The sequence below is a fragment of the Microbacterium sp. Y-01 genome, from assembly GCF_003856715.1.
Lineage (GTDB): Bacteria > Actinomycetota > Actinomycetes > Actinomycetales > Microbacteriaceae > Microbacterium > Microbacterium algeriense.
Genome location: NZ_CP024170.1, coordinates 3400468 through 3425273, shown reverse-complemented (window position 1 = coordinate 3425273; position 24806 = coordinate 3400468). Strand labels below are relative to the sequence as shown.

Here is a 24806-nt window from a genome sequence, read left to right as displayed (position 1 = left end):
TGGGCGACGCGCCGGGCGGGGCATCCATCCGGCGGCGTGTCGCGTCGGATCTCCGAAGTCGTGCACGGACCGACCTACGCGGAAGGAACCTCTGATGCTGTACTCCACCACGACGCCCGCCGAGAAGCGGCGCCTGTTCCGGGAACGTCTGGCCTCCGGGGAGCTGCTGCGGTTCCCCGGTGCGTTCAACCCGCTCAGCGCTCGCCTGATCGAGCAGAAGGGCTTCGATGGCGTCTACATCTCCGGCGCCGTGCTCTCCGCCGATCTGGGCCTGCCCGACATCGGACTGACCACGCTGACCGAGGTCGCCGGCCGCGCCAAGCAGATCGCCCGCATGACCGACCTCCCCGCGATCGTCGACGCCGACACCGGCTTCGGTGAGCCGATGAACGTCGCCCGCACGATCCAGGAGCTCGAAGACGCGGGTCTCGCCGGCACCCACATCGAGGACCAGATCAACCCGAAGCGCTGCGGTCACCTCGACGGCAAGGCCGTGGTCGACGAGAACACCGCGATCAAGCGCATCCGTGCCGCCGCCGACGCCCGCCGCGACCCGAACTTCCTGATCATGGCGCGCACCGACATCCGGGCGATCGAGGGACTGGACGCGGCGATCGACCGCGCGAAAGCGCTGGTGGATGCCGGAGCCGACGCGATCTTCCCCGAGGCGATGCGCACGCTGGCCGAGTTCGAGGCGATGGCCGAGGCGCTCGACGTGCCGATCCTGGCGAACATGACCGAGTTCGGCAAGAGCGAGCTGTTCTCCACCGATCAGCTTCGTGACGCCGGAGCGAACCTGGTCATCTGGCCGGTGTCGCTGCTGCGCATCTCGATGGGGGCCGCGGGCCGCGCACTGGATACGCTGAACGACGAGGGGCACCTGACTTCGAAGCTCGGCGAGATGCAGCACCGCGCCGATCTCTACGACCTGATCGACTACGAGTCGTACAACCACTTCGACTCGGGCGTCTTCAACTTCACACTCGACAACACCGGTCGCTGAGCGCAGCGAAGCGGACACACGACGCGGTTGCTGAGCGCGGAGCGCAGCGACGGGTCGAAGTACACGAAGGAGTGACCATGACCGAGCCGGACATCAAGAAGGGCCTCGCGGGCGTCGTCGTCGACACGACCGCGATCTCGAAGGTCAACCCCGAGACGAACAGCCTGCTGTACCGCGGCTACCCCGTGCAGGAGCTCGCCGACACGCAGCCGTTCGAGGCGGTCGCGTATCTGCTATGGCACGGCGAGCTGCCCACGCCGGAGGAGCTGGCGGCATTCCGGCTGGAGGAGCGGAAGCACCGCGCGCTGGCCGACAACGTGAAGGCGGCGATCGACCTGGTGCCGCTGGATGCGCATCCGATGGACGAGGTGCGCACCGCGGTGAGCCTGATCGGAGCGTCCGACCCTGGTGCCGGAGGCTCGGTGCTCGACGCGGGCGGCAGCCCGGAGCAGAACCTCGAGCGCAGCATCCGCCTGTTCGCCGCCCTCCCGGCGATCGTCGCCTACGGGCAGCGTCGCCGGCGCGGCCAGGAGCTCATCGCCCCGCGCGACGACCTCGACTACTCGGCGAACTTCCTCTGGATGACCTTCGGCGAGGAGGCGGACGATGTCGTGGTGGACGCCTTCAACCGCTCGATGATCCTGTACGCCGAGCACTCCTTCAACGCGTCCACGTTCACCGCGCGCGTGATCACCTCGACCCTCAGCGACATCTACTCGGCCGTGGTCGGCGCGATCGGCGCACTCAAGGGCCCGCTGCACGGCGGGGCGAACGAGGCCGTGCTGCACATCTTCGACGAGATCGGCTCGGCGGACGCGGTGGAGGCGTGGCTCGACAAGGCACTCGCCGAGAAGCGCAAGATCATGGGCTTCGGGCACCGCGTCTACAAGAAGGGCGACTCGCGCGTGCCGACCATGAAGGCCGCGCTCGACACCCTCGTGGAGCACTACGACCGCCCCGAGGTGGCCGACCTCTACAACACGCTGGAGTCGGAGTTCGTGGCCCGCAAGGGCATCTACCCGAACCTCGACTACCCGTCCGGTCCCGCGTACAACCTGATCGGCTTCGACACCCTCACCTTCACGCCGCTGTTCGTGGCGGCACGCGTGACCGGGTGGACGGCGCACGTGATCGAGCAGGCCGGATCGAACGCGCTGATCCGTCCGCTGTCCTTCTACGACGGCCCGGACGAGCGGCACGTCGAGAGCTGACACCTGCCCGTGAGAGAAGGCCTTCGTCCCACCGGACGGGGGCCTTCTCTCATGCCCGGGATGCACCTGTAGCGTGCGCGCGGGCTCGGGGTCAAGCGGATGCGGCGATTCCCGTGGCGGAGTAGAACCGGATGCGGGATGAACGCATCCCGCGAGAAGGAGGGTTCCATGTCCGCATCCGACGTCACCGTCAAGGAGGTCCGGTCGCTCGTCCCCGCGCGCATGGACCGGCTGCCGTGGTCGCGGTTCCACTGGCTGATCGTGGTGGGGCTCGGCTTCTCCTGGATCCTCGACGGCCTCGAGGTGCAGATCGTCGCCGCGAACGGGTACGCCGCGACGCTCGGGATGGGGCCGGCCGAGGTCGGCCTCGCCGGCACGTGCTATCTGCTCGGCCAGGTCTTCGGAGCGCTCTTCTTCGGGCGTCTCACCGATCGGCTCGGACGCAAGAAGCTCTTCCTCGTCTCGCTCGCGGTGTACCTCGTCGGATCCGCGGTCGCCGGACTCGCCTTCGCGCCGTGGTTCTTCTACATCTGGCGGTTCGTCGCCGGCGCCGGCATCGGCGGCGAGTACGCGGCCATCAACTCGGCGATCGACGAGATCATCCCGGCGCGGTACCGCGGCCGCGTCGACATCGCCATCAACGGCACCTACTGGGGCGGTGCGGCACTCGGTGCCGTCGCCAACTTGTTCTTCCTCAACACCGACATCCTCCCGGAGGACATCGGCTGGCGGCTCAGCTTCTTCCTCGGTCCGATCCTCGGTCTGCTGCTGATCTACATGCGCCGGCACATCCCGGAGAGCCCGCGCTGGCAGATGACCCACGGGCGCGAAGAGGCCGCCGAGCGCAACGTCGACGAGATCGAGGAGCGCATCCGCAAGGAGGGCAAGACGATCCCGCCCGTCGATGAGAGCAAGGCGATCACGGTCAAGGAGTACGGCCGCGTGCCGTTCCTCGTCATCGCGAAGGTGCTGTTCAAGAAGTACCCGCGGCGCACGCTGGTGGGCATCACGATGATGGTGACGCAGTCGTTCCTCTACAACGCGATCTTCTTCACGTACGCGCTGGTGCTGGAGAACTTCTATGACACCCCGCCCGCCTCGGCGTCGCAGTACTTCATCGTGTTCGCCGTCGGCAACCTCGCCGGGGCGCTCATCCTCGGGCACTTCTTCGACACCTGGGGGCGGCGCCGGATGCTGTTCGGCACGTACGTGCTCGCCGGGGGGATCCTCCTGGTCAGCGCGTTCCTGTTCAACGCGGGTGTGCTGAACGCGGCGACGCACACGGCGTTCTGGTGCGCGTCGTTCTTCTTCGCGTCCGCCGGCGCTTCGGCGGCGTACCTGACGGTCAGCGAGATCTTCCCGCTGGAGCTGCGCAGTCAGGTCATCTCGTACATCTTCTCGATCGGGCAGCTCGTCGGCGCCATCGCCCCGGTGCTCTACGGCGCCCTGATCGGCCAGAGCGCCGAGAGCGGCGACCGCGGACCGCTGTTCTGGGGCTATGTGCTCGGCGCGGCGATCATGATGTTCGGCGGCATCGTCTGCGGTGTGTTCGGCGTGAGCGCCGCCGGGAAGTCGCTGGAGGACATCGCCGACCCGCTCTCGCTCGTCGAGCCTGCCGAGAAGGGTGTCACACCCGACGGCAGACCCGCGTCCTGATCCCGACCGCATCCGGTTCCCGAGCGGGCGATGAGACGCCCGCTCGGGAACAGGAAGGGCGACGGCTCAGGCGAGGGCGGCGAGGAGCGCGGCGGCGGCGGACGCGGACGACTGCGGGTTCTGCCCGGTGATGAGCAGGCCGTCGACGACCGTGTGATCGCTCCACGGGGCCGCGATGTCGACCTCGGCGCCCCGGGCGCGCAGCTCGCTCTCCAGCAGGAACGGGGCGCGGTCGGCGAGGCCGCCCCGGCGCTCCTCCTCGTCGGTGAACCCCGTGAGGCGGCGTCCGGCGATGAGGGGCTCCCCCGTAGCGGTGCGGGCGGGAAGAAGCGCTGCGAGTCCGTGGCAGACGGCCGCGAGCGGTCGGCCTCCCGCGATCGTGGCCGCGATCAGCGCAGCGGAGTCCTCATCGACGGCGAGATCCTGCATCGGGCCGTGGCCGCCGGGGTAGTAGACCGCGTCGTACGCCGCGGCGTCCACGTCCGCCAGCACGAGCGGGGCGTCGAGCCCGTCGACCGCGGCGATCGCGGCGGCGTCGCCGTCCCCGAGGCTGCCGGCGTCGGGGACCGGCGTCACGCCGCCAGGGGTCGCGAAGCTCACGGTGTGTCCGGCGTCGCGGAGAGCGCGGTAGGGCACGAGCAGCTCCTCCGCCCAGTAGCCGGTCGGGTGCGCGGTGCCGTCGGTGAGGGTCCAGGTGCGGGCGCCGGTGACGACGAAGAGAACAGAGGACATGCGTGCTCCAGAAGGTCGGACGGCAGAGGCCGTGCGGATGCGATATCGGGGACAACGACGCCTTATCGCATCCGATTCCGATAGATTTCCGATATGAGCGATCGGAATAGCGATGGCCTGCGCGATCTGGCGCTGTGGCGCACGTTCCTCGCCGCGCACCGTTCGGGGTCCGTGTCGGCGGCCGCTCGCCTGCTCGGCATCGCGCAGTCCTCGGTGACGACACAGCTGCAGGCGCTGGAGCGGAGCGAGGGAGAGCCGCTGTTCATCCGGCATGCCCGCGGGATCCGGCCCACTCCCCGGGCCGACGACCTGGCCGCCCGCGTGTCCGGTCCGCTCGATGCGCTGGCGCTGGCCGTCGGTGCGCCGTCCACCGTCGAAGCCGCACCCGTGCGCCTGGGCGGAGCGGCCGAGTTCCTCGAGCGCGTGGCCGTGCCTGCCCTGGCGCCCATGGTCGCGGCCGGCCGGCGGATCGCGGTCACGGCCGGCGTCGCGGACGACCTGCTGGAGCAGCTCCGCAGCGGAAGCCTTGATCTCGTGATCTCGGCCGTCCGCCCGAGGGGTCGCGCTCTGCCGACGGCCGCCCTCGTCGACGAGGAGTTCGCGCTCGTCGCCGCCCCCTCGCTCGGGGTCGTCCCGTCGCCGGACCTGAGCCCGGGGATGATCGAGGAGCACCCGCTGCTCGCCTACGCGCACGACGTGCCGATCCTGCGCCGCTACTGGCGGCACGTGTTCGGCCTCCGCCTGGAGCGCGAGCCCGCACTCACCGCGCCGGACCTCCGGGCGCTCGCCGCCGCGGCCGTCGCAGGAGCGGGGATCACCGTGCTGCCGACCTACCTGATCGCCGACGAACTGGCCGACGGCCGGCTGAGCGTGCTGCGTCCGACCGATGATCCGCCGATCAACACCCTCTCCCTGGTGCGGCGCCCTGGCCCGCTCACCGCCGCCATCGCGGAGATCGACCGCGCCCTCCGGGACGCCGTCGACGGGATCGGAACCCGAGGAGGGGCGGCGGTCAGCGGGTGAGCCAGGTCCGCAGCGAGCGTGTCACGAACGGCAGCACCCAGTACGCCATGATCGGCGTGAGGACGAGTGTCGTGACCAGCACCCGCAGCCAGATCGGCAGCTCGTTCCATCCCGGCACCGGGCTCATCGCATAGGTGAAGGCGAGGTTCACGGGGAAGAAGCCCAGCCAGATCGAGGTCGCCTGCTTCCACCGTGGCGGAGCAGGAGCGACCGTGACCGTCTCGGTGGTGCCGTCAGCGGACGGCAGCGTGATGGTGCCGGTGGTCGGCTCGTCGAACCAGCCCTCGATCCCGGTGCGTCGCTTCGAGCGCTCGCTGCGCACGAATCCCTCGCCCATCGACAGCCACCACGTGCGCTCGGCGGACTGCTCCCAGGCGACGAGCGACTCCTCGCTCGCGAAGCGGTACAGCATGTGCCAGACCTGCGAGTGCTCGCCTGCCCGCACCCAGCCGGAACCGAGGAAGCCCGGGTACTTGGTCGCCAGGTTCACGCCGGTCTGCACCCAGGCGGTCGCCTCGGTGATGCGATCGGGATCGACCTCGCGGCGGATGGACACGGTGACGGGTTCGGACATGGTGCGGTCCTCGGGGACGGGCGCCCTGGGTGAGGGCGCCGAAGCGGATGCGCCAGGGGTGGCGGCGCCTCGACGATTCTAGTTCCGTGACGGACGCGGGACGGCGGTCGCAGCGCTCCACGGGCGGAAACGGAGAGGACCCCCGCCGACCCGATTCGGCGGGGGTCTCGCGGCATGGGCGCCGCAACGGGAGCGAGAGTGCTCACCGTGCGCGCGATTGACGTGACACCCGATCCGGTCTGAGTCTCCGTCCGCGCACCTGCAGTTGTAATCGACCGAGATGACCGGGCGGTGAACGAGACGGGAACACCGTGGATCCGGCGCTGAGGGGGGCGGAAGCACATTTACAAGGACGTCCTAGTAAATGTGCGGGCGCCAGAGTAAACTCTCCAAAGTGCCAACGACGGCACGGAGGGATGTCACACAATGACTCGTACTATCCCGCACTTCGTGGGCGGATCGCTGCTGACCCCGGATGAGGGGCGCTTCTCCGATGTGTTCGATCCGAGCACTGGCGCCGTGCAGGCGCGCGTGCCGCTCGCCTCCGCCGATGAGGTGCGCAGCGTCATCGCGAATGCCGAGGCGGCTCAGGCCGCCTGGGCGGCGACGAACCCGCAGAAGCGTGCCCGCGTGCTCCTGCGGTTCCTCGACCTGGCACAGCGGGAGATGACCTCGCTCGCCGAGCTCCTCGCGAGCGAGCACGGCAAGACCGTGGACGATGCGAAGGGTGACATCCAGCGCGGCCTCGAGGTCATCGAGTTCTCCGCCGGCGCTCCGCACCTGCTCAAGGGCGAGTACTCCACGGGCGCCGGCGCCGGCATCGACGTCTACTCGATGCGCCAGCCGCTGGGCGTCGTCGCCGCGATCACGCCGTTCAACTTCCCCGCCATGATCCCGCTCTGGAAGGCGGGACCGGCCCTCGCCGCCGGCAACGCCGTGGTCCTCAAGCCGAGCGAACGCGACCCCTCGGTGCCCGTGCGCATCGCCGAGCTGTTCCTCGAAGCCGGCCTGCCCGGCGGAGTCCTCAACGTGGTGCACGGAGACAAGGAGGCGGTCGACACGCTGCTCGCCGACGAGCGCATCCGCGCGGTGGGCTTCGTCGGCTCCACCCCGATCGCCGAGTACATCTACGCCACCGCAGCCGCCAACGGCAAGCGCGCGCAGTGCTTCGGCGGGGCGAAGAACCACATGATCGTGATGCCGGACGCCGACCTCGACCAGGCCGTCGACGCGCTCATCGGTGCGGGCTACGGATCGGCGGGGGAGCGGTGCATGGCCATCTCGGTCGCCGTCCCGGTCGGACAGGAGACGGCCGATGCGCTCGCCGCGAAGCTCGCCGAGCGCGTCGCCCAGCTCCGGATCGGACCTTCGCTCGCACCGGACGTCGACTACGGTCCGCTCGTCACCCGCGACGCGGTCGAACGCGTCAAGGGCTACATCCAGCAGGGTGTCGATGAGGGAGCGACCCTCCTCGCCGACGGTCGGGGGTTCACGGTCGATGGTCACGAGGAGGGCTTCTATCTCGGCCCGACCCTCTTCGACCATGTCACGACCGACATGGCGATCTATCGCGAGGAGATCTTCGGCCCTGTCCTCGTGATCGCGCGAGCCGCCGACTACGAGGAAGCCCTGCGTATGGCCTCGGAGCACGAGTACGGCAACGGCGTCGCGATCTTCACCCGCGACGGCGATGCGGCCCGCGACTTCGCCGCGCGCGTCGAGGTCGGGATGGTCGGGGTGAACGTGCCGATCCCGGTTCCGATCGCGTACTACACGTTCGGCGGATGGAAGCGCAGCGGCTTCGGCGACCTGAACCAGCACGGCGCCGATGCGTTCCGCTTCTACACCAAGACCAAGACCGTGACGAGCCGCTGGCCCACCGGGGTGCGCGAGGGCGCGAGCTTCGTCATCCCCACGATGCACTGACCCTTCGACCGGCTCAGCCCTTCGACCGGCTCAGCCCTTCGACCGGCTCAGGGACCCAACTCCTAAGGAAAAGCGATGAGCATGACCACCGTGACCACCACCGCCGAGGAGCGCGAGGCGATCCTCGACGCCGTTCGCGAGTTCGCCGAGACCGAGCTCGCACCGTTCGCCGCGGAGCGCGACGAGAAGCACCTCTTCCCCCGGGAGTCCCTGACCCGTGGGGGAGAACTCGGGCTGGGCGGCATCTATGCGAGCGAGGAGTTCGGCGGAAGCGGACTCAGCCGCACCGATACCGTGGCGATCTTCGAGGAGCTCGCCAAGGCCGACCCCGCCGTCGCGGCCTACATCTCCATCCACAACATGGTGGTGTGGATGATCGACAGCTACGGCGACCACACGCAGCGCTCGACGTGGCTGCCCGCGCTCACGGCGATGTCCGCCTTCGGCGGGTACTGCCTCACCGAGCCCGGCGTCGGGTCCGATGCCGCCAACGTCGCCACCAGTGCCGTCCGAGAGGGCGACGAGTATGTGCTGACGGGGGTGAAGCAGTTCATCTCCGGCGCGGGAGAGGCCGCCGTGTACGTGGTCATGGCCCGCACCGGCGAGCCCGGAGCCCGCGGGATCAGCGCCTTCCTCGTCCCCGGCGATGCGGAGAATCTCAGCTTCGGTGCGCCCGAGAAGAAGATGGGCTGGCACGCGCAGCCGACCCGGCAGGTGATCTTCGACGGGGTGCGGGTTCCCGCCTCGGCGATGCTCGGCGACGAGGGACGCGGCTTCGCGATCGCGATGTCGGCGCTCAACGGCGGCCGGCTCAACATCGCCGCCTGCTCGCTCGGCGGTGCGCAGGCCGCACTCGACAAGGCCGTCCAGTACGTGCACGAGCGCGTCGCCTTCGGAGAGCCCCTGGCGGAGAAGCAGTCGATCCTCTTCGCCGTCGCCGACATGCGCACCGACCTGCAGGCGGCGCGGCTCATGGTGCGCGACGGTGCGCAGGCCGTCGACGACAAGGCGCCCGATGCGACGATGCGCTGCGCGATGGCCAAGCGCTTCGCCACCGATGCCGGCTTCGACGTCGCGAACCGCGCCCTGCAGCTGCACGGCGGTTACGGATACCTGCAGGACTACGGCATCGAGAAGATCGTCCGTGACCTGCGGGTGCACCAGATCCTGGAGGGGACGAACGAGATCATGCGCCTGATCGTCGGACGCGAGATGCTCCGACCCGCGGGATCGACCAGCATGCGGAGCGCATCATGACCACGGTCGCGTTCCTCGGGCTCGGGCACATGGGGCTGCCGATGGCGAAGAACCTCGTCGCCGCAGGGCACGAGGTGCACGGGTTCGACCTCGTCCCCGCGGCGATCGACGCGGCGCAGGCGGCCGGCATCCCGGTCGCGGCCAGCGGGGCGGACGCCGTCGCCGACGCGGAGGTCGTCATCACGATGTTCCCGGCGGGCAGGCACGTCATCGAGGCGTATCGCACGGAGCTGCTCGCGGCCGCACGACCGGGGACGCTCTTCATCGAGTCCTCCACGATCGCCGTCGACGAGGCGCGCGCGGCGCACGCCCTCGCTCTCGCGGCAGGGCACCGCAACATCGACGCTCCCGTGTCGGGCGGCGTGGTCGGCGCCGAGAACGGGACTCTGGCCTTCATGGTCGGCGGCGCGGACGAGGACTACACGGCCGCGCTGCCGCTGCTCGAGGTCATGGGCAAGCGCATCGTGCACTGCGGCGGGTCGGGGCTGGGGCAGGCGGCGAAGGTCTGCAACAACATGGTCCTCGCGGTGTCGCAGATCGCCGTCGCCGAGGCGTTCGTGCTCGGGGAGCGGCTCGGGCTGGAGCATCAGGCGCTGTTCGATGTCGTGTCCCAGGCGTCCGGCCAGTGCTGGTCCCTCACGACGAACTGCCCCGTGCCGGGCCCGGTTCCCACGAGCCCGGCCAACCGCGATTATCAGCCCGGATTCGCCGGCGCGCTCATGGCGAAGGATCTGGGTCTCGCGCTGCAGGCGATCGAGCAGACGTCGACGGATGCGCGGATGGGGCGGCTGGCGCAGGAGCTCTACGCCGCCTACGCCGCGGGCGACGGCGGCTCCCGCGACTTCTCCGGCATCATCACCGACATCCGCGACGGCCGCGTGTGACCCGAGCGCGTGGGTCGGAGTCCGCGCGCCCCGGGGCGACGGACGATACTGAAGGACACGACGACGGAGAGGGTGACATGACCGAGTACGAGACGATCCTGGTGGAGCAGCGGGGCCGCGTGGGGTGGATCACCCTGAACCGTCCCGCGGCCCTGAACGCGCTGAACAGCCGCCTCGCGGAGGAGGTCACCGCCGCGGCCGTCGCCTTCGACGAGGACGACGGGGTCGGGGCGATCGTCGTGACCGGCTCCGAGAAGGCGTTCGCCGCGGGGGCCGACATCAAGGAGATGGAGGGCATGTCCGCGGCGGAGATGCTCGAGACCGATCACTTCGGGATCTGGCATGAGTTCGCGGCGGTGCGCACTCCGGTGATCGCCGCGGTCTCGGGCTTCGCGCTCGGCGGCGGCTGCGAGCTGGCGATGATGTGCGACATCATCCTGGCCGCCGACACCGCGACTTTCGGCCAACCCGAGATCAACCTCGGTGTGATCCCCGGGATGGGCGGAACGCAGCGCCTGATCCGCGCGGTGGGGTACTACAAGGCGGCCGAGCTCGTGCTCTCGGGGCGGTTCATGAAAGCGGACGAGGCCGAGCGCTCGGGTCTCGTGTCGCGTGTCGTGCCCGCTGCGGAACTCCTGGCGGAGGCGGAGAAGCTGGCCGGCACGATCGCATCGAAGTCGCTGCCGTCGGTCTACGCCGCCAAGGCGGCACTGGACGCCGCGATGGAGACGACGCTGTCCGAAGGTCTCGCACACGAGAAGCAGGCTTTCGCTGCCCTATTCGACACCGCAGACCAGAAGGAGGGCATGTCCGCCTTCCGCGAGAAGCGGTCGCCCGACTTCCAGAACCGATGAGTTCCTGACCGGATGCGCGTCGGAGTCGAGGAGCGGTCAGCCGCGCAGCGCGTCGAGGATCTTCGCGATCCGGCGCTCGCGCGTCGCGTCCTGCTTGGCTTCTGCGATGCTCCGGGCGTGCTCCTTGCGGGCGGTGTACGACAGGGCGTCGAACTTCGCCCGCAGCGCGGGGTCGGCGTCGAGGGCTGCGGCGAGTCCGGGCGGGACGTCGACCGTGCGCTCGGCGGCATCCACGCGGATCACGGCGTCGACCTCCTGGCCGATCTCGAGTCCCAGATCGGCGCGCACGGCCTTGCTGAATCCGATCATGTTCTCGCTGCCCATCCGCGCCACGCGCAGGCGAGCGGTGCGCCCGCCGATGGTGACGGCGACGGGGAAGGCTCTGCCGGCGCCGAGCGACGCGACCTGCTCGTCGCTGAGCAGGATCGCCGCGGCGGGGCCGCGGCCGGTGAGGACGGTGTGCAGGCGCAGTTCGCTCATTCCGAAACAGTACGCCCCGGCCCGCCGAATTCGGCGGTGAGGATCTGGTTGCGCTCCAGGATCAGTCGCCGCATGTACTCCCCGAGGAACATCGTGTCGACGAGGCGCCCGATAGGGCCGAGCGGAGAACGGAAGCTCACCGTGTCGCGCATGAGTGTTCCGGCCGGATGCTCCTCGAAGCGATGCTCATGGAGGAACGACGCGAACGGGCCGGAGATCTGCCGATCCGAGAAACCCCGTGGCGGATCGATGTCGAAGACGACGGAACGCAGGCGGAACGGGATTCCGAAGTGTCGTGCGCGCCATGTCACCGTCGAGCCTTCAGTGAAGAAGCCTCCCACTGGAGCTTCGACCATGGTCTCGCCGTATCGCGCCATGCTCTTCACGTGGAGCTTGGGATCGAGCGACGCCGCGAACACTTCGGCGGGCGGGGCGCCGATGAGGGTCTCGAGCGCGAACCGGGGCATGTCAGAGGGCTTCGGGCTGGGGACGCGGGTCGGCGAAATCGCCCGCGTTCTTCCGGAGTCGGGCGACGATCGCCACCAGCTCGGCGGCGTCGTCGCGGCTCATCCCCGGGTCCGCGAACACGTCGGCGTTGAGCGCCTGGGTGGCGCGCTCGACGAGTTCACGGCCCGCATCCGTCAGGACGAGGAGCGCGGCGCGGCCGTCGTGCGGGTGCGGTTCGCGCGCGATCAGTCCGTCGCGGACGAGGCGCTCCGCAGTGCTCGTGACCGTCGTGGGGTGCACCTGGAGCCGGGCGACCACGCTCGACAGCGGCAGGCTGCCGGTGCGGCTGAAGGCGAGCAGGCGCAGCACCTCGTAGCGGGCGAAGCTCAGAGCGAACGGCTTGAGGGCGGCATCGACACGAGCGAGAAGCAGCTGCTGGGCGCGCATCACCGATGTGACCAGGGCCATGCCGTCGGCGGCATCCGTCCAGCCGTGCGCCAGCCACTGCCGTTTCGCCTCGGCGAGCGGATCGATGGGGAGCGGACGGGGTCGGGCCACGTCTCTACGGTAGTGGCGGGAGAAGGCGGCGTCGCGACGGCGCGCGCCACGGCGCCTCGCCGAACCCGTGAGTCTCAGTCGCAGTTGGACTGGGACTCAGTATCGCGGACTAGAATCGCAGCAGTCGTGAGGAGCATTCGATGAAGATCTTCGTCCTGGTCAAAGAGGTGCCGGACACCTATGGCGACCGCAAGCTGAACCTCGAGACCGGCCTCGCCGATCGAGCCGCGGGAGACGTTGTGCTCGACGAGATCACCGAGCGGGCGCTCGAAGTCGCGCTGAGCTTCGCCGACAAGAACGAGGGCACCGAGGTGGTGGCCGTGTCGATGGCTCCGGAGAGCTCGACCGCTTCCGTGCGCCGTGCGCTCGCGATCGGCGCGGCGTCCGCCGTGCACATCGCGGACGAGCAGCTGATCGGTGCCGACCTGGGCCTCACCGCGGAGGTGCTCGCCGCGGCCATCCGCCGGGGTGCCCCGGACCTCGTGATCACCGGCAACCTGTCGACGGACGGGGCCGGCGGCGTGATCCCGGCCATGCTCGCCGAGCACCTCGGGTTCGCCCAGGCCACGGCGCTCTCCTCGGTCGAGATCACGGCCGGCGGGGTGTCCGGGACGCGCGGAGCCGATTTCGGCAGTCAGCCCGTCTCGGCCCCGCTCCCCGCCGTCATCTCGATCACGGAGGCGCTCCCCGATGCGCGCTTCCCCAACTTCAAGGGCATCATGGCCGCGAAGAAGAAGCCGCTCGAAGTGATCTCGCTCGCCGACCTCGGTGTTTCGGCCGATCCGGCGGCCGCGCCGCGGACCATCATGACGGCCGTGTCGGAGAAGCCCCCACGGGCCGCCGGCGTGAAGATCACCGATGAGGGCGACGCCGCCGACAAACTCGTCGAGTACCTCGTGCAGAACAGGCTGGTGTGAGATGACCGCTCTCGAGAACCCGATCCTCGTCCTCGTCGACGTCGACCCCTCTGGAAACGCCGCGAGCAGCACGGCCGGCCTGATCGGCGCCGCGTCGAGCATCGGCACGCCCGTGGCGCTCGTCGTCGGCGGCGGCCAGGCAGCGGTCGACCAGGCCGCGGCAGCAGGCGCGGCCGTCGTGCTCACGGCGGACGGCGACGCCACAGCGCTCACCGTCCCGCTCGTGGATGCGCTGCAGGCCGCGGCCGAGCGCGTGCACCCCGAAGCCGTGCTCGTCTCGAACTCGATCTCCGGACGCGACGTCGCCGGACGCTTCGCGGTGCGCACGAAGAGCGCACTCGCCGTGGATGCGGTCGGAGTCTCCCGGGACGACGAGGGCATCATCGCCCACCACTCCGTCTATGGCGGCGCGTACCTCGTCGACGCCGCCGCGACCTACGGAACCCTCGTGGTGACCGTGCGTCAGGGGGCCGTCGATGCGCGAGCCGAAGCGGTCGCCTCCCCGCAGGTCGAACAGGTCACCGTGACTCCCTCCGGAGCGGTCGCTGCGACGGCGGGGCCGGTCGAGGCGGTCGAGGCGACGTCTTCCCGTCCCGAGCTGCGTGGAGCGACGCGAGTCGTCTCGGGCGGTCGAGGTCTCGCGTCCAAGGAGAAGTTCGTGCTCGTCGAGGAGCTCGCCGACGCGCTCGGCGCCGCGGTCGGAGCCTCGCGCGCTGCCGTCGACGCCGGCTACATCCCGCAGTCGCACCAGGTCGGACAGACCGGCGTCTCGGTCTCGCCGCAGCTGTATGTCGCCCTCGGCATCTCCGGGGCGATCCAGCACCGCGCCGGCATGCAGACATCGAAGAACATCGTCGCCATCAACAAGGACCCGGAGGCGCCGATCTTCGACGTCGCCGACTTCGGGATCGTCGGAGACGTGTTCACCGTGGTTCCGCGGGTGATCGCGGCGCTCGAGGCGCGGAAGAAGTAGCGATGGCAACGCGGATGCTGCGACGCGGTCTCCCGCGCGTGCCGGGCGGCGAGCCCTGGCCTCCTGCCGCGCCCTCACCGCTCTCCGAGCCGACGCCGTCGACGGTCGCCGAGCAGGTGCCGTCCGCGGTGGTCGAGCAGGCGTCACCCCCGGTGGCCGAGTCTGCGGCGTCCGCGGTCGCCGAGTCTGCACCGTCCCCGACGTCCGGGCAGCAGCCGCAACCCGCCGCCGTTCACGCGGAGCGAGGAGGAGCGCCCGCCACCCGCCTCCGCCGCGGTCTGCCGCGGGTGCCGGGCGGAGAGCCGTGGCCCCCGGCCGATGCCGCTCCCGCCTCGGTCGCCGCACCGGCCGCCGCCGATACCGCACCCGCGGCATCCGCGGCGCCCCAGCCCCCGTCCACCCCGACCGCCGAGGCTGTGCCCGTCGCTGCTGCTGCCGCGTCCCCCGCCGTGCCCGCGGCGACGGGTGGGGAGAGCGTCCGTCGCGGGCTTCCTCGTGTCGTGGGCGGAGAGCCCTGGCCGCCGGAGGGGACCGTGCCCGCGACGGCGTCGCCGGTCCCCGAGAACTCTGCATCGCCCGCCGAGTCCCCGGCATCGGCTGCCGCAACCGCTCCTGTGGCGCCGGCGATCGAGGCCCCCGACACCGGTCCGGCCCCCGGGGCGATCGTGCCCGTGCTGGCCGACCTCAGCTCCCCGCTGCCCGCACCCCGCACCGTGTGGGACGGACGTGCTCCGCGCCACATCACGGCCCCTCCGGCATCCGGTCGCCGTCGTCCGACGTGGACGCAGGCGATCGCGGTCCTGTTCGGCGCCGCGGCGCTCGGACTGCTCGCCGGTGCGGCGATCGCGCTCGTGCGGACGCTGCTGAGCTTCCCGTTCATGCAGGACTTCCTCGCGGCGTTCCCGGGCGAGTACGAGCCGCCGTTCCCGGTCGAGCCCGGGTTCGCGCCCTGGGTCAACTGGGCCCACTTCTTCAACATGTTCCTGATCGTCCTGATCATCCGCTCCGGTCTCCAGGTGCGCACCGAGAAGCGCCCGACCGTCTTCTGGACGCCGCGGGGCAACGCGAAGGGCAAGATCAGCCTGAACCTGTGGTTCCACCAGGCGCTCGACATCCTGTGGCTCGTGAACGGCGTGGTCTTCGTGGTGCTGCTGTTCGTCACGGGGCATTGGGCGCGCATCGTGCCGACGAGCTGGGAGGTCTTCCCGAACGCGCTGTCGGCCGCGCTGCAGTACATCTCGTTCGACTGGCCGCACGAGAACGGCTGGAACAACTACAACAGCCTGCAGCAGCTCGCCTACTTCGTCACGGTCTTCGTCGCGGCTCCGCTCGCCGCCGTCACCGGATTCCGGATGTCGGGACTGTGGCCCAAGCGCGCGGAGAAGCTGTCCAAGGCCTACCCCGTCGAATGGGCGCGGGCGCTGCACTTCCCGATCATGCTCTACTTCGTGGCGTTCATCATCGCGCACGTGGCGCTCGTCATGCTGACCGGCTTCCTGCGCAACCTGAACCACATGTTCGCCGCGCAGGACGCCGTCACCTGGACGGGCTTCTGGGTCTTCATCCTCTCGCTCGTGGTGATCGCGGGCGGGTGGGCGGCGGCCCGGCCGCTGGTGCTCGCTCCGATCGCGAAGGTGTTCGGCAAGGTCTCCGGTCGCTGACGGCCCGGGTTAGCCTGGGCGGATGAGCGACAGCACCGACATCGACGCCTTCTGGAGCGCGGCCAGGCAGGCGACGCCCGGACTCCCGGCGACTCTGCCCGAGGCCTGGGCGTTCGGGGCCACCCCCGCGCACGCCGACGAACTGCTCGCGCTGGTGCTCGACGGGATCAAGGTCGGCACCGCGTCTTCGCTGTGGGACTACGAGGCGACCGGCGACCCGCTTCCGGTCGTGGGCGAGCTGAGCATCATCCTCGACGGCCGCGGAGCGCCGCGCGCTGTGATCGAGACCACCGCGCTCGCGACCGTTCCCTTCGACGAGGTCGACGCGGAGCATGCCTTCGCCGAGGGAGAAGGGGACCGCACGCTCGAGCACTGGCGAGAGGTGCACGAGCGCTTCTGGCGAGAGCACTCCGAGAACCCGCGCGGCTACGAACCGGACATGCCGGTGCTGTGCGAGCGGTTCCGCCTCGTGTATGCGGCCTGAACCGCGTCTGTCTCCCCGACGGACGGGGTGATCACCCGCGACGCATCCGGCGCACCGTCAGCAGCGCACCGCCGGCGAGCAGCAGCGCCGTCGCAGACGACAGCGCCGCCCCTGTCCCGTCGGGTACTCCACCGGTCGTGGCCAGGGAGGCCACGAGCAGGGCGCCCTCAGCTGCCGGGTCGGCTGTCGCGCCGTCGCCGGAGCCGAGGCTCTCGACGACGCTGATGTCGACGGCGGTGGAGGTCCCCTCCTCCGGGACGAGCACGATCTCGTGATCGCCGGGGGACGTGTCCACCGGCACGCGCCAGGTCAGTGTCGCGGTTCCGTCCGCAGCCGCGACCACGGTCCCCATGTCGACGGGATCGGAGTGGAAAGCGAGGGCGGCCTGCGCCCCGCCGCCGAGGCCCGCGATCATGACGGTGACCTCCTCGCCGGCCGCGAGGCGCGTGCGGGACAGTGCGAGCTCCACCGCGCCCGTCGTCGATGACGCACGAGGTGCCGGCAGCGGCTCCGCCTGAGCCTGCGGTGGCAGCATGGTCGCCGTCGTCACCGTGAACAGCAGGGCGGAGGTGAGGAGCACGACCTGCGTGACGGTGGTCCTTCGTCTTCGACCCTGGCGGGACGAGGAGCGGACACGGTGCGTGCGGCGCACGTCCCTCGGCGACGGCGTGGAGTTCATGGAGCGTTCCTCTCGACGGTGAAAACGCCAAGAGTAGGCGGGGTGTTTGCGCTATCACAACGCTCCCGCCCCGCAAGATGCCCATATTCCGTGGGGCCGGCGTCAAGCGGTCTGATGCAGGCGATGACGCGCGAACGCGATCGCCGCCGTGGCAGCGGCCAGGGCGATCCCGAGCAGTGCGCCGGCCGCTCCGATCAGGCTCACCGCGCCCAACCACCCCGCGATCGGATAGGTGAGCAGGAAGCAGGCGTGGGAGAGTGCGAACTGCGCGGTGTAGACGAGCGTGCGGTTCGCGGGGGTCGACGCGTCGGCCAGCAACCGCGACGACGGCGTGTTCACGAGCGAGGTTCCGATGCCCAGCAGCACCCAGGTGCCGAGGAGCGCGCTCCACCCTGCTCCGCCGGCTGCGGCGATCCCCGTCACGATGACCGCGGCGAGCAGCCCGGCGACGATCACGGCCGCCCCGATCGACATGGTGCGGATCACGCCCAGGCGTTCCACGATCCCGGGGATGCTGAGCGCGGTCACGAGGGATCCGATCCCGTAGCAGGCGAGCGCGAGCGCGAGGGCGGCGTCGTCGAGGGCGAAGACGGCGCGTGCGTAGACGACCGAGTTGACCAGCACGATCGCCGTGCCTGCCGCGACCACCATGTTCGTGAGCAGCAGGAAGCGCAGGGTGGGAGTGCGCGCGAACACCGCCGCTCCCGCCGGGAGGCGCTGCCAGAAGGAGGTGGCGGGAAGCCCGTCCTCGGCGCGGGGCAACGGTGTGCTCAGCACCAGCAGCGCGGAGAGCGCGAAGCCGATCGCCGTGCCCGCGAACAGATCGTGGAACGAGATCACCGTGAGCAGCGCTCCGGCGATGAGGGGGCTGAGCAGCGCCTCGAGGTCGTACGCGAGTCGTGACAGCGAGAGCGCGCGCGTGTAGTCCTTCGGGTCGGGGAGCACCGCGGGGATCAGCGACTGGAAGGCGGGCGTGAAGGTCGCGGACGCGGACTGCAGCACGAACACCAGCACGTAGATCTGCCAGGTCTCGCTGACGGCCGGGAGCAGCAGGGCGATCACGAGACGGACCGCGTCCGCCGTGATCAGGACCGCCTTGCGCGGAAGCCGATCGACCAGGGCCGCGATCAGGGGAGCGACGCCGACGTACGCCACCATCTTGATGGTGAGCGCGGTGCCCAGCACGGATCCCGCGGCGTCGCCCGCGATGTCGAAGGCGAGCAGCCCGAGGGCCACGGTGAGCAGCCCCGTTCCCAGCAGTGCGACCACCTGCGCCGAGAACAGGCGGGCGTAGACGGTGTCGCGCAGGACCCGGAGCACTACCGCGTCTGCTCGGGTGCGGGGTGTGCGCCCCGGTGGTGGGCGGGGTCGGTGCTCAGCGAGTGCTCCGCCTGGTAGATGGCATCGGCCACGAGCTGCCTGGCGTGCTCGTTCGCGAGGCGGTAGAACACCCGGGTGCCCTCCTGCCTCGTGACGACGATCCGGGCGAGCCGGAGCTTGGCGAGGTGCTGCGACACGGCGGGCGCCGGCTTGTCGACGATGTCGGCGAGGTGGTTGACGGAGAACTCCTGATCACGCAGCGCCAGAATGATGCGGATGCGGGTCGCGTCGGCCAGCATCGCGAAGACCTCGACGGCGAGTTCGACGTAGCTGCTGTCCGGCGTGAGGGAACATTGCTTATCTGCATGCATACGCAGATTATTGCATAAGCTGTGGACTGTCGGGCCAGCCCGCGATGAGGCAGGCTGGAAAGGTGGGACGCCGGCGACCACGGCGCCCGAGGAGGAGCAGCATGGCAGAGGCCTACATCGTCGACGCGGTCCGATCCCCGGTCGGCCGGAGAGGCGGCTCCCTCTCCGGAATCCACCCCGCGGATCTCGGTGCGCACAGTCTGACCGCGCTGGTCACGCGGACCGGGATCGACCCCGCCGCGGTGGACGACGTCATCCTCGGGGCGATCGACGCGATCGGAGGCCAGGCCGGGAACGTCGCCCGCACGGCGCTGCTCGTCGCGGGCTTCCCGGAGCACGTGCCCGGAGTGACGATCGACCGGCAGTGCGGATCGAGTCAGCAGGCCGTGCACTTCGCGGCGCAGGCCGTTCTCAGCGGCACGAGCGACCTCGTCGTCGCCGGCGGACTCCAGAACATGTCACGGATCCCGCTCACCGCGGCCGCGACCGTCGGGAAGGACTTCGGCTTCACGACACCGTATGCGGAGTCGCCCGGATGGCGGGCACGATACGGCGACCAGGAGATCTCGCAGTTCCGCGGTGCCGAGCTCATCGCCGAGCGGTGGGAGATCTCGCGGGAGGACATGGAGCGGTTCGCGCTGGAGAGCCACCGCCGTGCGGCTGTCGCGCAGGACGACGGTCGGTTCGCGAACGAGATCGCCCCGCTGAACGGCCTCGACCACGACGAGGGCGTGCGGCGCGATACGACGCTCGAACGCATGGCCGGGCTGCAGCCGCTCGCCCCGGGTGGGCGGATCACGGCAGCCGTGGCTTCGCAGATCAGCGACGCGTCGAGCGCGGTGCTCATCGCGAGCGAACAGGCCGTGAAGGACCACGGCCTGACGCCCCGTGCGCGCATCCACCACCTCTCGGTGCGGGGAGACGACCCCGTGCTGATGCTCACCGCGCCCATCCCGGCGACCAAGCACGCTCTGGAGCGCACCGGGCTGCGCGCCGACGACGTCGACCTGTTCGAGGTGAACGAGGCCTTCGCATCGGTCGTGCTCGCCTGGATGCGCGAGACCGGCGTCCCGCACGAGAAGGTCAACGTCAACGGCGGCGGCATCGCCCTCGGGCACCCGATCGGAGCCACGGGCACGCGCATCCTGGCCACGATGCTCAACGAACTGGAGCGCACCGGCGGCCGTTACGGCCTGCAGACCATGTGCGAGGGCGGCGGCGTCGCGAACGTCACGATCATCGAACGGCTCTGAGGGAGCACGCGAAAAGGCCGCCCCGTGGGGCGGCCCATTCGCTGGTCGTGGCTGGACTCAGGGGCGGACGAAGCGCACTTCGGTCAGCGTCTCACCCAGGAAAGGCTCCGTGTGCGAGGCGCCGTCGAGATGGAAGCCGTTGCGCGTGTAGAAGCGGTGTGCGCGAGGGTTGTCCTCGGCGACCCAGAGGTACAGCGGCTCGTCCTTCTCCACGGCGGCGTCGAAGAGCTTCTGCCCGATGCCCGTGGAGTGATACGCGTCGAGCAGGTAGATGAAGTACAGCTCGCGGAATGCGGGAGCGTCCTTGTCGCGGGCCGGGCCGGAGCCGACGAAGCCCACGATCTCGCCGTCGACGAGCGCGGCGTTCATCTTGAACTCGGGGCCCTGCGCGGCCCAGTGCGTCCACAGCTCGGCCATGCGCCGCGGAGAGACCTTCTCGAGCGCTGCCTTGCTGATCAGGTGGTCGTAGGTCTCGTGCCAGCACTGGGCATGCACGCGACCGAGGGCTTCCGCATCCACATCACGGACCGGACGGACGATGACTTCAGGCTGGGCTTCGGCGCTCATGGTCGTGACTCTACGCGCGGCGTCCGAGAACAGGAAATCGAGCAGGAGCCGGATGACGCGGGGCGGACGGGCATGGAGGGTTCGCACAACGTTGTTCGCCGATCGTGCACTCCTGGCTACGATCGATCCTCGTGAATGTGATCTGGCGGACCCTCCTGGTGATCCTCGGCGCGCGCCGTCGCGTGCGGCAGGGCAAGACCCTCGATCCCACGTCGGTCGGCACCGTCACGGTGACCACCCTCCCCACCGACCTCGACATCCTGCGCCACATGAACAACGGCCGCTACCTGTCGCTGTTCGACCTCGGCCGCTGGGACCAGCTCATCCGCACCGGGCTGTTCGACGCCATGAAGGAGCGCGGCTGGTACGCCGTCGTGTCGAGCGAGACGATCACCTTCCGCAAGTCGCTGCAGCTGTGGCAGCGGTTCGAGGTGCAGTCGCGGTTCATCGGCCACGACCACAAGGCGCTCTTCATGGAGCACCGCGCGGTCGTCGACGGCGAGGTCTACGCCAGGGCCATCGTCCGAGCGCGGATGCTCCGACGCACGGGCGGCACCGTCAGCAACGAGGAGCTCTTCGCCGCGGTGGGCAGGCCCGAGGGTGTGCCGGAGATCGATGCCTGGGTGCACGATTGGGCTGCCGCATCCGCCCTCCCTCCCGTGCGCACTCCCGCCCCCAGCGTCTGGCCCTGACGCCGCTGCAGGAGAGCGGGGTGGGCGATATATTGACCGTGTGCTGGCCATCCTGAGGACCACCGGGCGCGTGCTGTGGCGACACTGGCCCGCGCTCATGGCGTGGTACCTCGCCGGAGTGCTGGTGCATTACGTCTTCACCGAGGTCGCCGGGTTCGTGGGCGCCTCATCCGCGACGCTCGGGTTCCTCGTCCTGCCGATCGGCATCCTCGCGCGGCTGATCAGTCTCGTGGCGATGTTCCTGGTCCTGCGCGACGGTCTGCGCAACCTGCAGGAGATCGCTCCGCTGCCGGAATCGTCCACGGAGCGGCGTCGCACCTTCCTGACGGCGCTGCTCGCGGGCATCCTGCCGTTCTTCGCCGTGTACTGGGCGCAGGGGATGCTGAGCGAGGACATCCGCGCGTACTCCCTGCGCGCGCTCGAGGTGCGCCAGGGGATCGTCCTGACGGCGAGCGTCAACGGCGAGCCTCCCGTGGGCTCCGGGGACACGGTGCTGAACCTGCCGATCAACGTCTGGACCCTCTCGATCATCGTGATCGCGTTCGCCGGGCGCTGGGCGTGGTCGAAGTGGTCTCCGAAGCTCGCGGCCTGGCTGTCTCCCGTGGCGGTGTACTTCGAGGTCGTGTGGGTCTTCTTCTCGGTGATGGTCCTCGGCGACATCTTCGACGCGATCAAGGCGTGGGTCGACAGCCGTGCCGCGATGGCCTTCCTGGAGTCCGTCCGAGAAGGCGTCCTGGATGCGGTGGCACCGCTGCGCTGGCTGTGGGACGGGATCGGCTGGGTCATCTCCGAGGCCGGGCCCGTGCTTCTCGCACCGCTGGCCTGGCTCACGATCGCCGGAGTGGTCTTCGGTCAGGCGATCGTCGCCGAGAAGCTCCGCGTCGAGAGCGAGCTCGTCTCCCGCTTCCGGCAGCACACCGCCGTCATCCCCAACCGGCTCGTGCGCCGGTTGCGGGACCTCGGTGACGAGCTGGGAGCGCGCTTCCGTCCGATCGGCCGTGCCCTGCTGCTGATGTGGCGGGCGGGGCCGCTGCTCGTCGCCTCCTACGCCCTGCTCTACGTCGTGGTGAAGGCGCTCGAATCGCTGCTGGCGTTCGGCGTCACGCGACTGATCGGCCCCCAGGACTACGTGTTCTGGGCGGTGCTGGCGCCGCTGGTATCCCTCATCCCTGTGCTGCTCGTCGAGCCGATCCGGATCGCCGTGATCAGCGGCGCGTACGATGCCACGCTCGGCAGGCTCCGTCGCCGCCAGCAGGAGCATCCGGCCTCGCCGACCGAGACCACGGCCGAGTCCGAGATGCGCGCCGTGGCGGATGCGGCCGGACTCCTCCCGTCATCCGTCGACGCCGTGGCCGCCTCGGTCGTCTCCGCGCCGCCCCGCGATGCGGTCGGCGGTCAGGGCTCGAGCGTGAACCTCAGGAACGACGCGCCAGCGCCGTAGGGGCGCACATCGACCCAGAAGGGCCCCGTCGCATCCTCGGGGACGACGAATGGGACGATCAGCTCGTACGGATCCGCGCCTTCGCTGAGGCACGTCTCGGGTTCGTCGGCGCTCCAGGGCAGTCCGATCTCCAGACGCACCGGCCGCCACTCCCGCCCGGTCGCCTGCTCCACGAGCTTCGGCGTCTCGCAGCCGATGCCCTCGACGCTCGGATCCACCGGCACCGCGACGGCGATCAGGCGTGTGTCCTCGGGCACGTCCAGCCCCGAGACGTCGTCGATCTCACCGCCCCGGAGCGGCCCCCACTCCGCCCCGGCGAGTTCGGCGGTGTCGTCCTGGGCGACGGAGACGGCCGTGACCGGACGTCCCCCGAAGCCGAAGAACTGGTACCACTCCTGCCATCCGACCGCCGCGGCGGTGAGCGGAGCGAGCACGAGCAGCGCCACGAGCGCCACGCGGTTCCGGCGCCACCACGAGGGCGGCCTCGAAACGGCGGAAGCCTCGTCGGCGGGGGCGGCTCCGGGATGCAGGGGAGGAGGGATCGTCATCAGCGCGACCATCCGTTCTCGGCCAGGAGCACCTCGGGCTCGGTCGTGAGCTCGGCGAGGTCCAGCGGCAGGTCGATCACACCGTCCAGCTGCACGTCGGCCGACCCGCCTCCGGGAATGCCGAGCCGGAGCACCGCCTGATCATCCGTCACGTCGTCGGGGAGTTCGAAGGCGAGGCTTCCGGACCGCGGGACGCCCGTGACGAGGGCCTGCTTGAAGAACGTGGTGCCGCGGTCGGTCGCGCTGAAGGTGCGGTCGCCGACGGTGAGCTCGGCCAGCCGGAGGGTGCTCAGGTCCTGGGTGACCCGCGACGCCGCCGCCAGGTCGACGACGAGCCAGGTGCCGTCGGCGGACCAGCCCTTCGCGTCGGTCACTCGGTCGGCCAGCCGGACATCGGTGACGGTGACGGTGAGGTTGCGGGTGCTCGCCGGCTCGTCGATGCTCGCGACCTGCGGGAACGGGGCGCTCGCCGCGTCGTCGGACGGCGTGAGCTTCGATACGCCCCAGGCGCAGGCGAGCAGTGCGGCCGTCAGCGCCCAGACGAGCACGTGCTTCCTCACGGGGCGGCCACCTCCTCGATCGTCGTCGTCAGCGTCGCGCCGACGCGGACGTCGTCCCAGAAGTCCCCCCGCACCACAGACTTGCCGACATAGTGCGTGGAGTCCGGGAGGGTCAGCGAGATCTCCTCGCCGTCGTGGAAGTCCTCCGGACCGACGGTCCACGCCAGCAGCAGGCGGGCGGGAACATCCGGCTGCAGCACGGGGGAGGAAGTTCCGTCGTCGGCACGCGACGCCGCGGCCTTCTCCTCAAGCCCGTCGATCCGGATGCCGTCGACCACGGCGGATGTCTTTTTGCCGGAGACCGACGATCGGGGTGCCGGGAAGGTGTTGACCACGTCGACGGTCACGACCAGCAGCCGCTCCTGCTCCTCCTCGTCGGGGTACACGCCCGCCATCCCGCGCTCGTCACGCAGCTCGACGCCCACCACCGTCATCTCGAGGTCGGACCCGGCGAAGGTTTCGCCGACCGCCGCCTCCGGCGTCGGATCCACCGCGGCGGCTTCGAGACCGCCGAACAGGGCGGTGCCGGCCAGCAGCACGGCACCCGCACCCGTGAGAAGCCAAGAGGTCGGGATCAGATCGATGCTCCGCCGTGCCCACCCGAGAACCTTCGCCCTGGCGCCCGCATTCGCGGCGGCGACGTCCGCGTCGGATCCCGGCCGGGAGCCCTCGGGCGGTGTCGTGGTCACGGCAACAGCATAGGACCGCAGATGAGAGGCGGGAGGCGGCCCGCCC

At 70.2% G+C, this 24806-nt stretch carries 27 protein-coding genes; 15 read left to right on the top strand and 12 right to left on the bottom strand.

All coding sequences use genetic code 11. From position 1 onward, the window contains the following. Window positions 1-94 precede the first annotated feature (94 nt). The 3 genes from prpB to CSX12_RS16470 all read left to right on the top strand — a co-directional run bounded on the left by prpB (window position 95) and on the right by CSX12_RS16470 (window position 3870). The gene (gene prpB, locus CSX12_RS16480; protein WP_124896500.1) at window positions 95-1003 is read left to right on the top strand and encodes a methylisocitrate lyase; all 909 of its coding nucleotides are present in this window, start codon (window positions 95-97) and stop codon (window positions 1001-1003) included. Between the two features lie 77 nt (window positions 1004-1080). Continuing rightward, window positions 1081-2214, top strand: coding sequence for a bifunctional 2-methylcitrate synthase/citrate synthase (locus CSX12_RS16475; protein WP_017204145.1), 1134 nt, complete (start codon window positions 1081-1083; stop codon window positions 2212-2214). A gap of 168 nt (window positions 2215-2382) precedes the next feature. Continuing rightward, window positions 2383-3870 (top strand): MFS transporter, encoded by a 1488-nt coding sequence (locus CSX12_RS16470; protein ID WP_241160495.1) that lies wholly within the window; start codon window positions 2383-2385, stop codon window positions 3868-3870. 66 nt (window positions 3871-3936) lie between these two features. Here CSX12_RS16470 and CSX12_RS16465 read toward each other — a convergent pair whose 3' ends face one another. Then, window positions 3937-4602, bottom strand: coding sequence for a type 1 glutamine amidotransferase domain-containing protein (locus tag CSX12_RS16465; RefSeq protein ID WP_124896498.1), 666 nt, complete (start codon window positions 4600-4602; stop codon window positions 3937-3939). A gap of 93 nt (window positions 4603-4695) precedes the next feature. Here CSX12_RS16465 and CSX12_RS16460 point away from each other — a divergent pair, with 93 nt between their 5' ends. Further along, a complete protein-coding gene (locus CSX12_RS16460) occupies window positions 4696-5625 on the top strand; it encodes a LysR family transcriptional regulator (RefSeq protein WP_124896497.1) in 930 nt (309 codons plus the stop codon). On the opposite strand, the gene CSX12_RS16455 is transcribed toward CSX12_RS16460, so the two are convergent. After that, window positions 5615-6199, bottom strand: coding sequence for an antibiotic biosynthesis monooxygenase (locus tag CSX12_RS16455; RefSeq protein WP_124896496.1), 585 nt, complete (start codon window positions 6197-6199; stop codon window positions 5615-5617). The genes CSX12_RS16460 and CSX12_RS16455 overlap by 11 nt on opposite strands. A gap of 426 nt (window positions 6200-6625) precedes the next feature. Here CSX12_RS16455 and CSX12_RS16450 point away from each other — a divergent pair, with 426 nt between their 5' ends. The 4 genes from CSX12_RS16450 to CSX12_RS16435 all read left to right on the top strand — a co-directional run bounded on the left by CSX12_RS16450 (window position 6626) and on the right by CSX12_RS16435 (window position 11120). Next, on the top strand, window positions 6626-8125 hold the full coding sequence (locus CSX12_RS16450) for a CoA-acylating methylmalonate-semialdehyde dehydrogenase (protein WP_124896495.1): 1500 nt from the start codon (window positions 6626-6628) through the stop codon (window positions 8123-8125). Window positions 8126-8200: 75 nt separating this feature from the next. Beyond that, window positions 8201-9382: an acyl-CoA dehydrogenase family protein gene (locus tag CSX12_RS16445; protein WP_124896494.1), complete on the top strand. Its 1182-nt coding sequence runs from the start codon at window positions 8201-8203 to the stop codon at window positions 9380-9382. Further along, window positions 9379-10266, top strand: coding sequence for a 3-hydroxyisobutyrate dehydrogenase (gene mmsB / locus CSX12_RS16440; protein WP_124896493.1), 888 nt, complete (start codon window positions 9379-9381; stop codon window positions 10264-10266). The genes CSX12_RS16445 and mmsB overlap by 4 nt, the downstream gene beginning before the upstream one ends. 77 nt (window positions 10267-10343) lie before the next feature. Next, window positions 10344-11120 carry an enoyl-CoA hydratase-related protein gene (locus CSX12_RS16435; RefSeq protein ID WP_124896492.1) on the top strand — a complete coding sequence of 259 codons (777 nt, stop codon included), beginning with the start codon at window positions 10344-10346 and terminating at the stop codon, window positions 11118-11120. A gap of 36 nt (window positions 11121-11156) precedes the next feature. Here CSX12_RS16435 and CSX12_RS16430 read toward each other — a convergent pair whose 3' ends face one another. The 3 genes from CSX12_RS16430 to CSX12_RS16420 are packed head-to-tail and all read right to left on the bottom strand — an operon-like array spanning window position 11157 to window position 12605. Further along, a complete protein-coding gene (locus CSX12_RS16430) occupies window positions 11157-11600 on the bottom strand; it encodes a YdeI/OmpD-associated family protein (RefSeq protein WP_124896491.1) in 444 nt (147 codons plus the stop codon). Further along, window positions 11597-12067, bottom strand: a complete 471-nt coding sequence (locus CSX12_RS16425) for an SRPBCC family protein (RefSeq protein ID WP_124896490.1) — start codon at window positions 12065-12067, stop codon at window positions 11597-11599. Before CSX12_RS16425 ends, CSX12_RS16430 begins: the two co-directional genes overlap by 4 nt. A gap of 1 nt (window position 12068) precedes the next feature. Then, the gene (locus tag CSX12_RS16420; RefSeq protein WP_124896489.1) at window positions 12069-12605 is read right to left on the bottom strand and encodes a MarR family transcriptional regulator; all 537 of its coding nucleotides are present in this window, start codon (window positions 12603-12605) and stop codon (window positions 12069-12071) included. Window positions 12606-12745: 140 nt separating this feature from the next. On the opposite strand from CSX12_RS16420, the gene CSX12_RS16415 reads away from it, so the two are divergent. Genes CSX12_RS16415 through CSX12_RS16400 form a run of 4 tightly spaced genes read left to right on the top strand, consistent with a single transcriptional unit; the run spans window position 12746 to window position 16640 of the window. Further along, window positions 12746-13522, top strand: coding sequence for an electron transfer flavoprotein subunit beta/FixA family protein (locus CSX12_RS16415; RefSeq protein WP_124896488.1), 777 nt, complete (start codon window positions 12746-12748; stop codon window positions 13520-13522). A 1-nt stretch (window position 13523) separates the two neighbouring features. Then, on the top strand, window positions 13524-14495 hold the full coding sequence (locus tag CSX12_RS16410) for an electron transfer flavoprotein subunit alpha/FixB family protein (protein WP_124896487.1): 972 nt from the start codon (window positions 13524-13526) through the stop codon (window positions 14493-14495). 2 nt (window positions 14496-14497) lie between these two features. Continuing rightward, a complete protein-coding gene (locus tag CSX12_RS18875) occupies window positions 14498-16156 on the top strand; it encodes a cytochrome b/b6 domain-containing protein (RefSeq protein WP_124896486.1) in 1659 nt (552 codons plus the stop codon). Between the two features lie 22 nt (window positions 16157-16178). Continuing rightward, on the top strand, window positions 16179-16640 hold the full coding sequence (locus CSX12_RS16400) for an ASCH domain-containing protein (RefSeq protein ID WP_124896485.1): 462 nt from the start codon (window positions 16179-16181) through the stop codon (window positions 16638-16640). Between the two features lie 31 nt (window positions 16641-16671). Here CSX12_RS16400 and CSX12_RS16395 read toward each other — a convergent pair whose 3' ends face one another. The 3 genes from CSX12_RS16395 to CSX12_RS16385 all read right to left on the bottom strand — a co-directional run bounded on the left by CSX12_RS16395 (window position 16672) and on the right by CSX12_RS16385 (window position 19010). Beyond that, the gene (locus CSX12_RS16395; protein ID WP_124896484.1) at window positions 16672-17319 is read right to left on the bottom strand and encodes a hypothetical protein; all 648 of its coding nucleotides are present in this window, start codon (window positions 17317-17319) and stop codon (window positions 16672-16674) included. 102 nt (window positions 17320-17421) lie between these two features. Next, window positions 17422-18639, bottom strand: coding sequence for an MFS transporter (locus tag CSX12_RS16390; RefSeq protein ID WP_124896483.1), 1218 nt, complete (start codon window positions 18637-18639; stop codon window positions 17422-17424). Further along, a complete protein-coding gene (locus CSX12_RS16385) occupies window positions 18639-19010 on the bottom strand; it encodes a metalloregulator ArsR/SmtB family transcription factor (protein WP_017204162.1) in 372 nt (123 codons plus the stop codon). The genes CSX12_RS16390 and CSX12_RS16385 overlap by 1 nt, the downstream gene beginning before the upstream one ends. Window positions 19011-19111: 101 nt before the next feature. Here CSX12_RS16385 and CSX12_RS16380 point away from each other — a divergent pair, with 101 nt between their 5' ends. Further along, window positions 19112-20263 carry an acetyl-CoA C-acetyltransferase gene (locus tag CSX12_RS16380; protein WP_124896482.1) on the top strand — a complete coding sequence of 384 codons (1152 nt, stop codon included), beginning with the start codon at window positions 19112-19114 and terminating at the stop codon, window positions 20261-20263. Window positions 20264-20320: 57 nt separating this feature from the next. Here the strand turns inward: CSX12_RS16380 and CSX12_RS16375 are convergent, their stop codons facing one another. Further along, a complete protein-coding gene (locus tag CSX12_RS16375; protein ID WP_026049959.1) occupies window positions 20321-20830 on the bottom strand; it encodes a GNAT family N-acetyltransferase in 510 nt (169 codons plus the stop codon). A gap of 131 nt (window positions 20831-20961) precedes the next feature. On the opposite strand from CSX12_RS16375, the gene CSX12_RS16370 reads away from it, so the two are divergent. Further along, window positions 20962-21522: an acyl-CoA thioesterase gene (locus CSX12_RS16370; protein ID WP_124896481.1), complete on the top strand. Its 561-nt coding sequence runs from the start codon at window positions 20962-20964 to the stop codon at window positions 21520-21522. Between the two features lie 40 nt (window positions 21523-21562). After that, window positions 21563-22963: a hypothetical protein gene (locus CSX12_RS16365; protein ID WP_124896480.1), complete on the top strand. Its 1401-nt coding sequence runs from the start codon at window positions 21563-21565 to the stop codon at window positions 22961-22963. On the opposite strand, the gene CSX12_RS16360 is transcribed toward CSX12_RS16365, so the two are convergent. From CSX12_RS16360 to CSX12_RS16350, 3 genes are read right to left on the bottom strand one after another with little or no spacing between them, the layout of a single operon-like run. After that, window positions 22918-23511, bottom strand: a complete 594-nt coding sequence (locus CSX12_RS16360) for a hypothetical protein (protein ID WP_124896479.1) — start codon at window positions 23509-23511, stop codon at window positions 22918-22920. The genes CSX12_RS16365 and CSX12_RS16360 overlap by 46 nt on opposite strands. Further along, the gene (locus CSX12_RS16355; RefSeq protein WP_124896478.1) at window positions 23511-24071 is read right to left on the bottom strand and encodes a hypothetical protein; all 561 of its coding nucleotides are present in this window, start codon (window positions 24069-24071) and stop codon (window positions 23511-23513) included. The genes CSX12_RS16360 and CSX12_RS16355 overlap by 1 nt, the downstream gene beginning before the upstream one ends. Then, window positions 24068-24760 (bottom strand): hypothetical protein, encoded by a 693-nt coding sequence (locus CSX12_RS16350; protein ID WP_124896477.1) that lies wholly within the window; start codon window positions 24758-24760, stop codon window positions 24068-24070. Before CSX12_RS16350 ends, CSX12_RS16355 begins: the two co-directional genes overlap by 4 nt. Window positions 24761-24806: the final 46 nt, after the last annotated feature.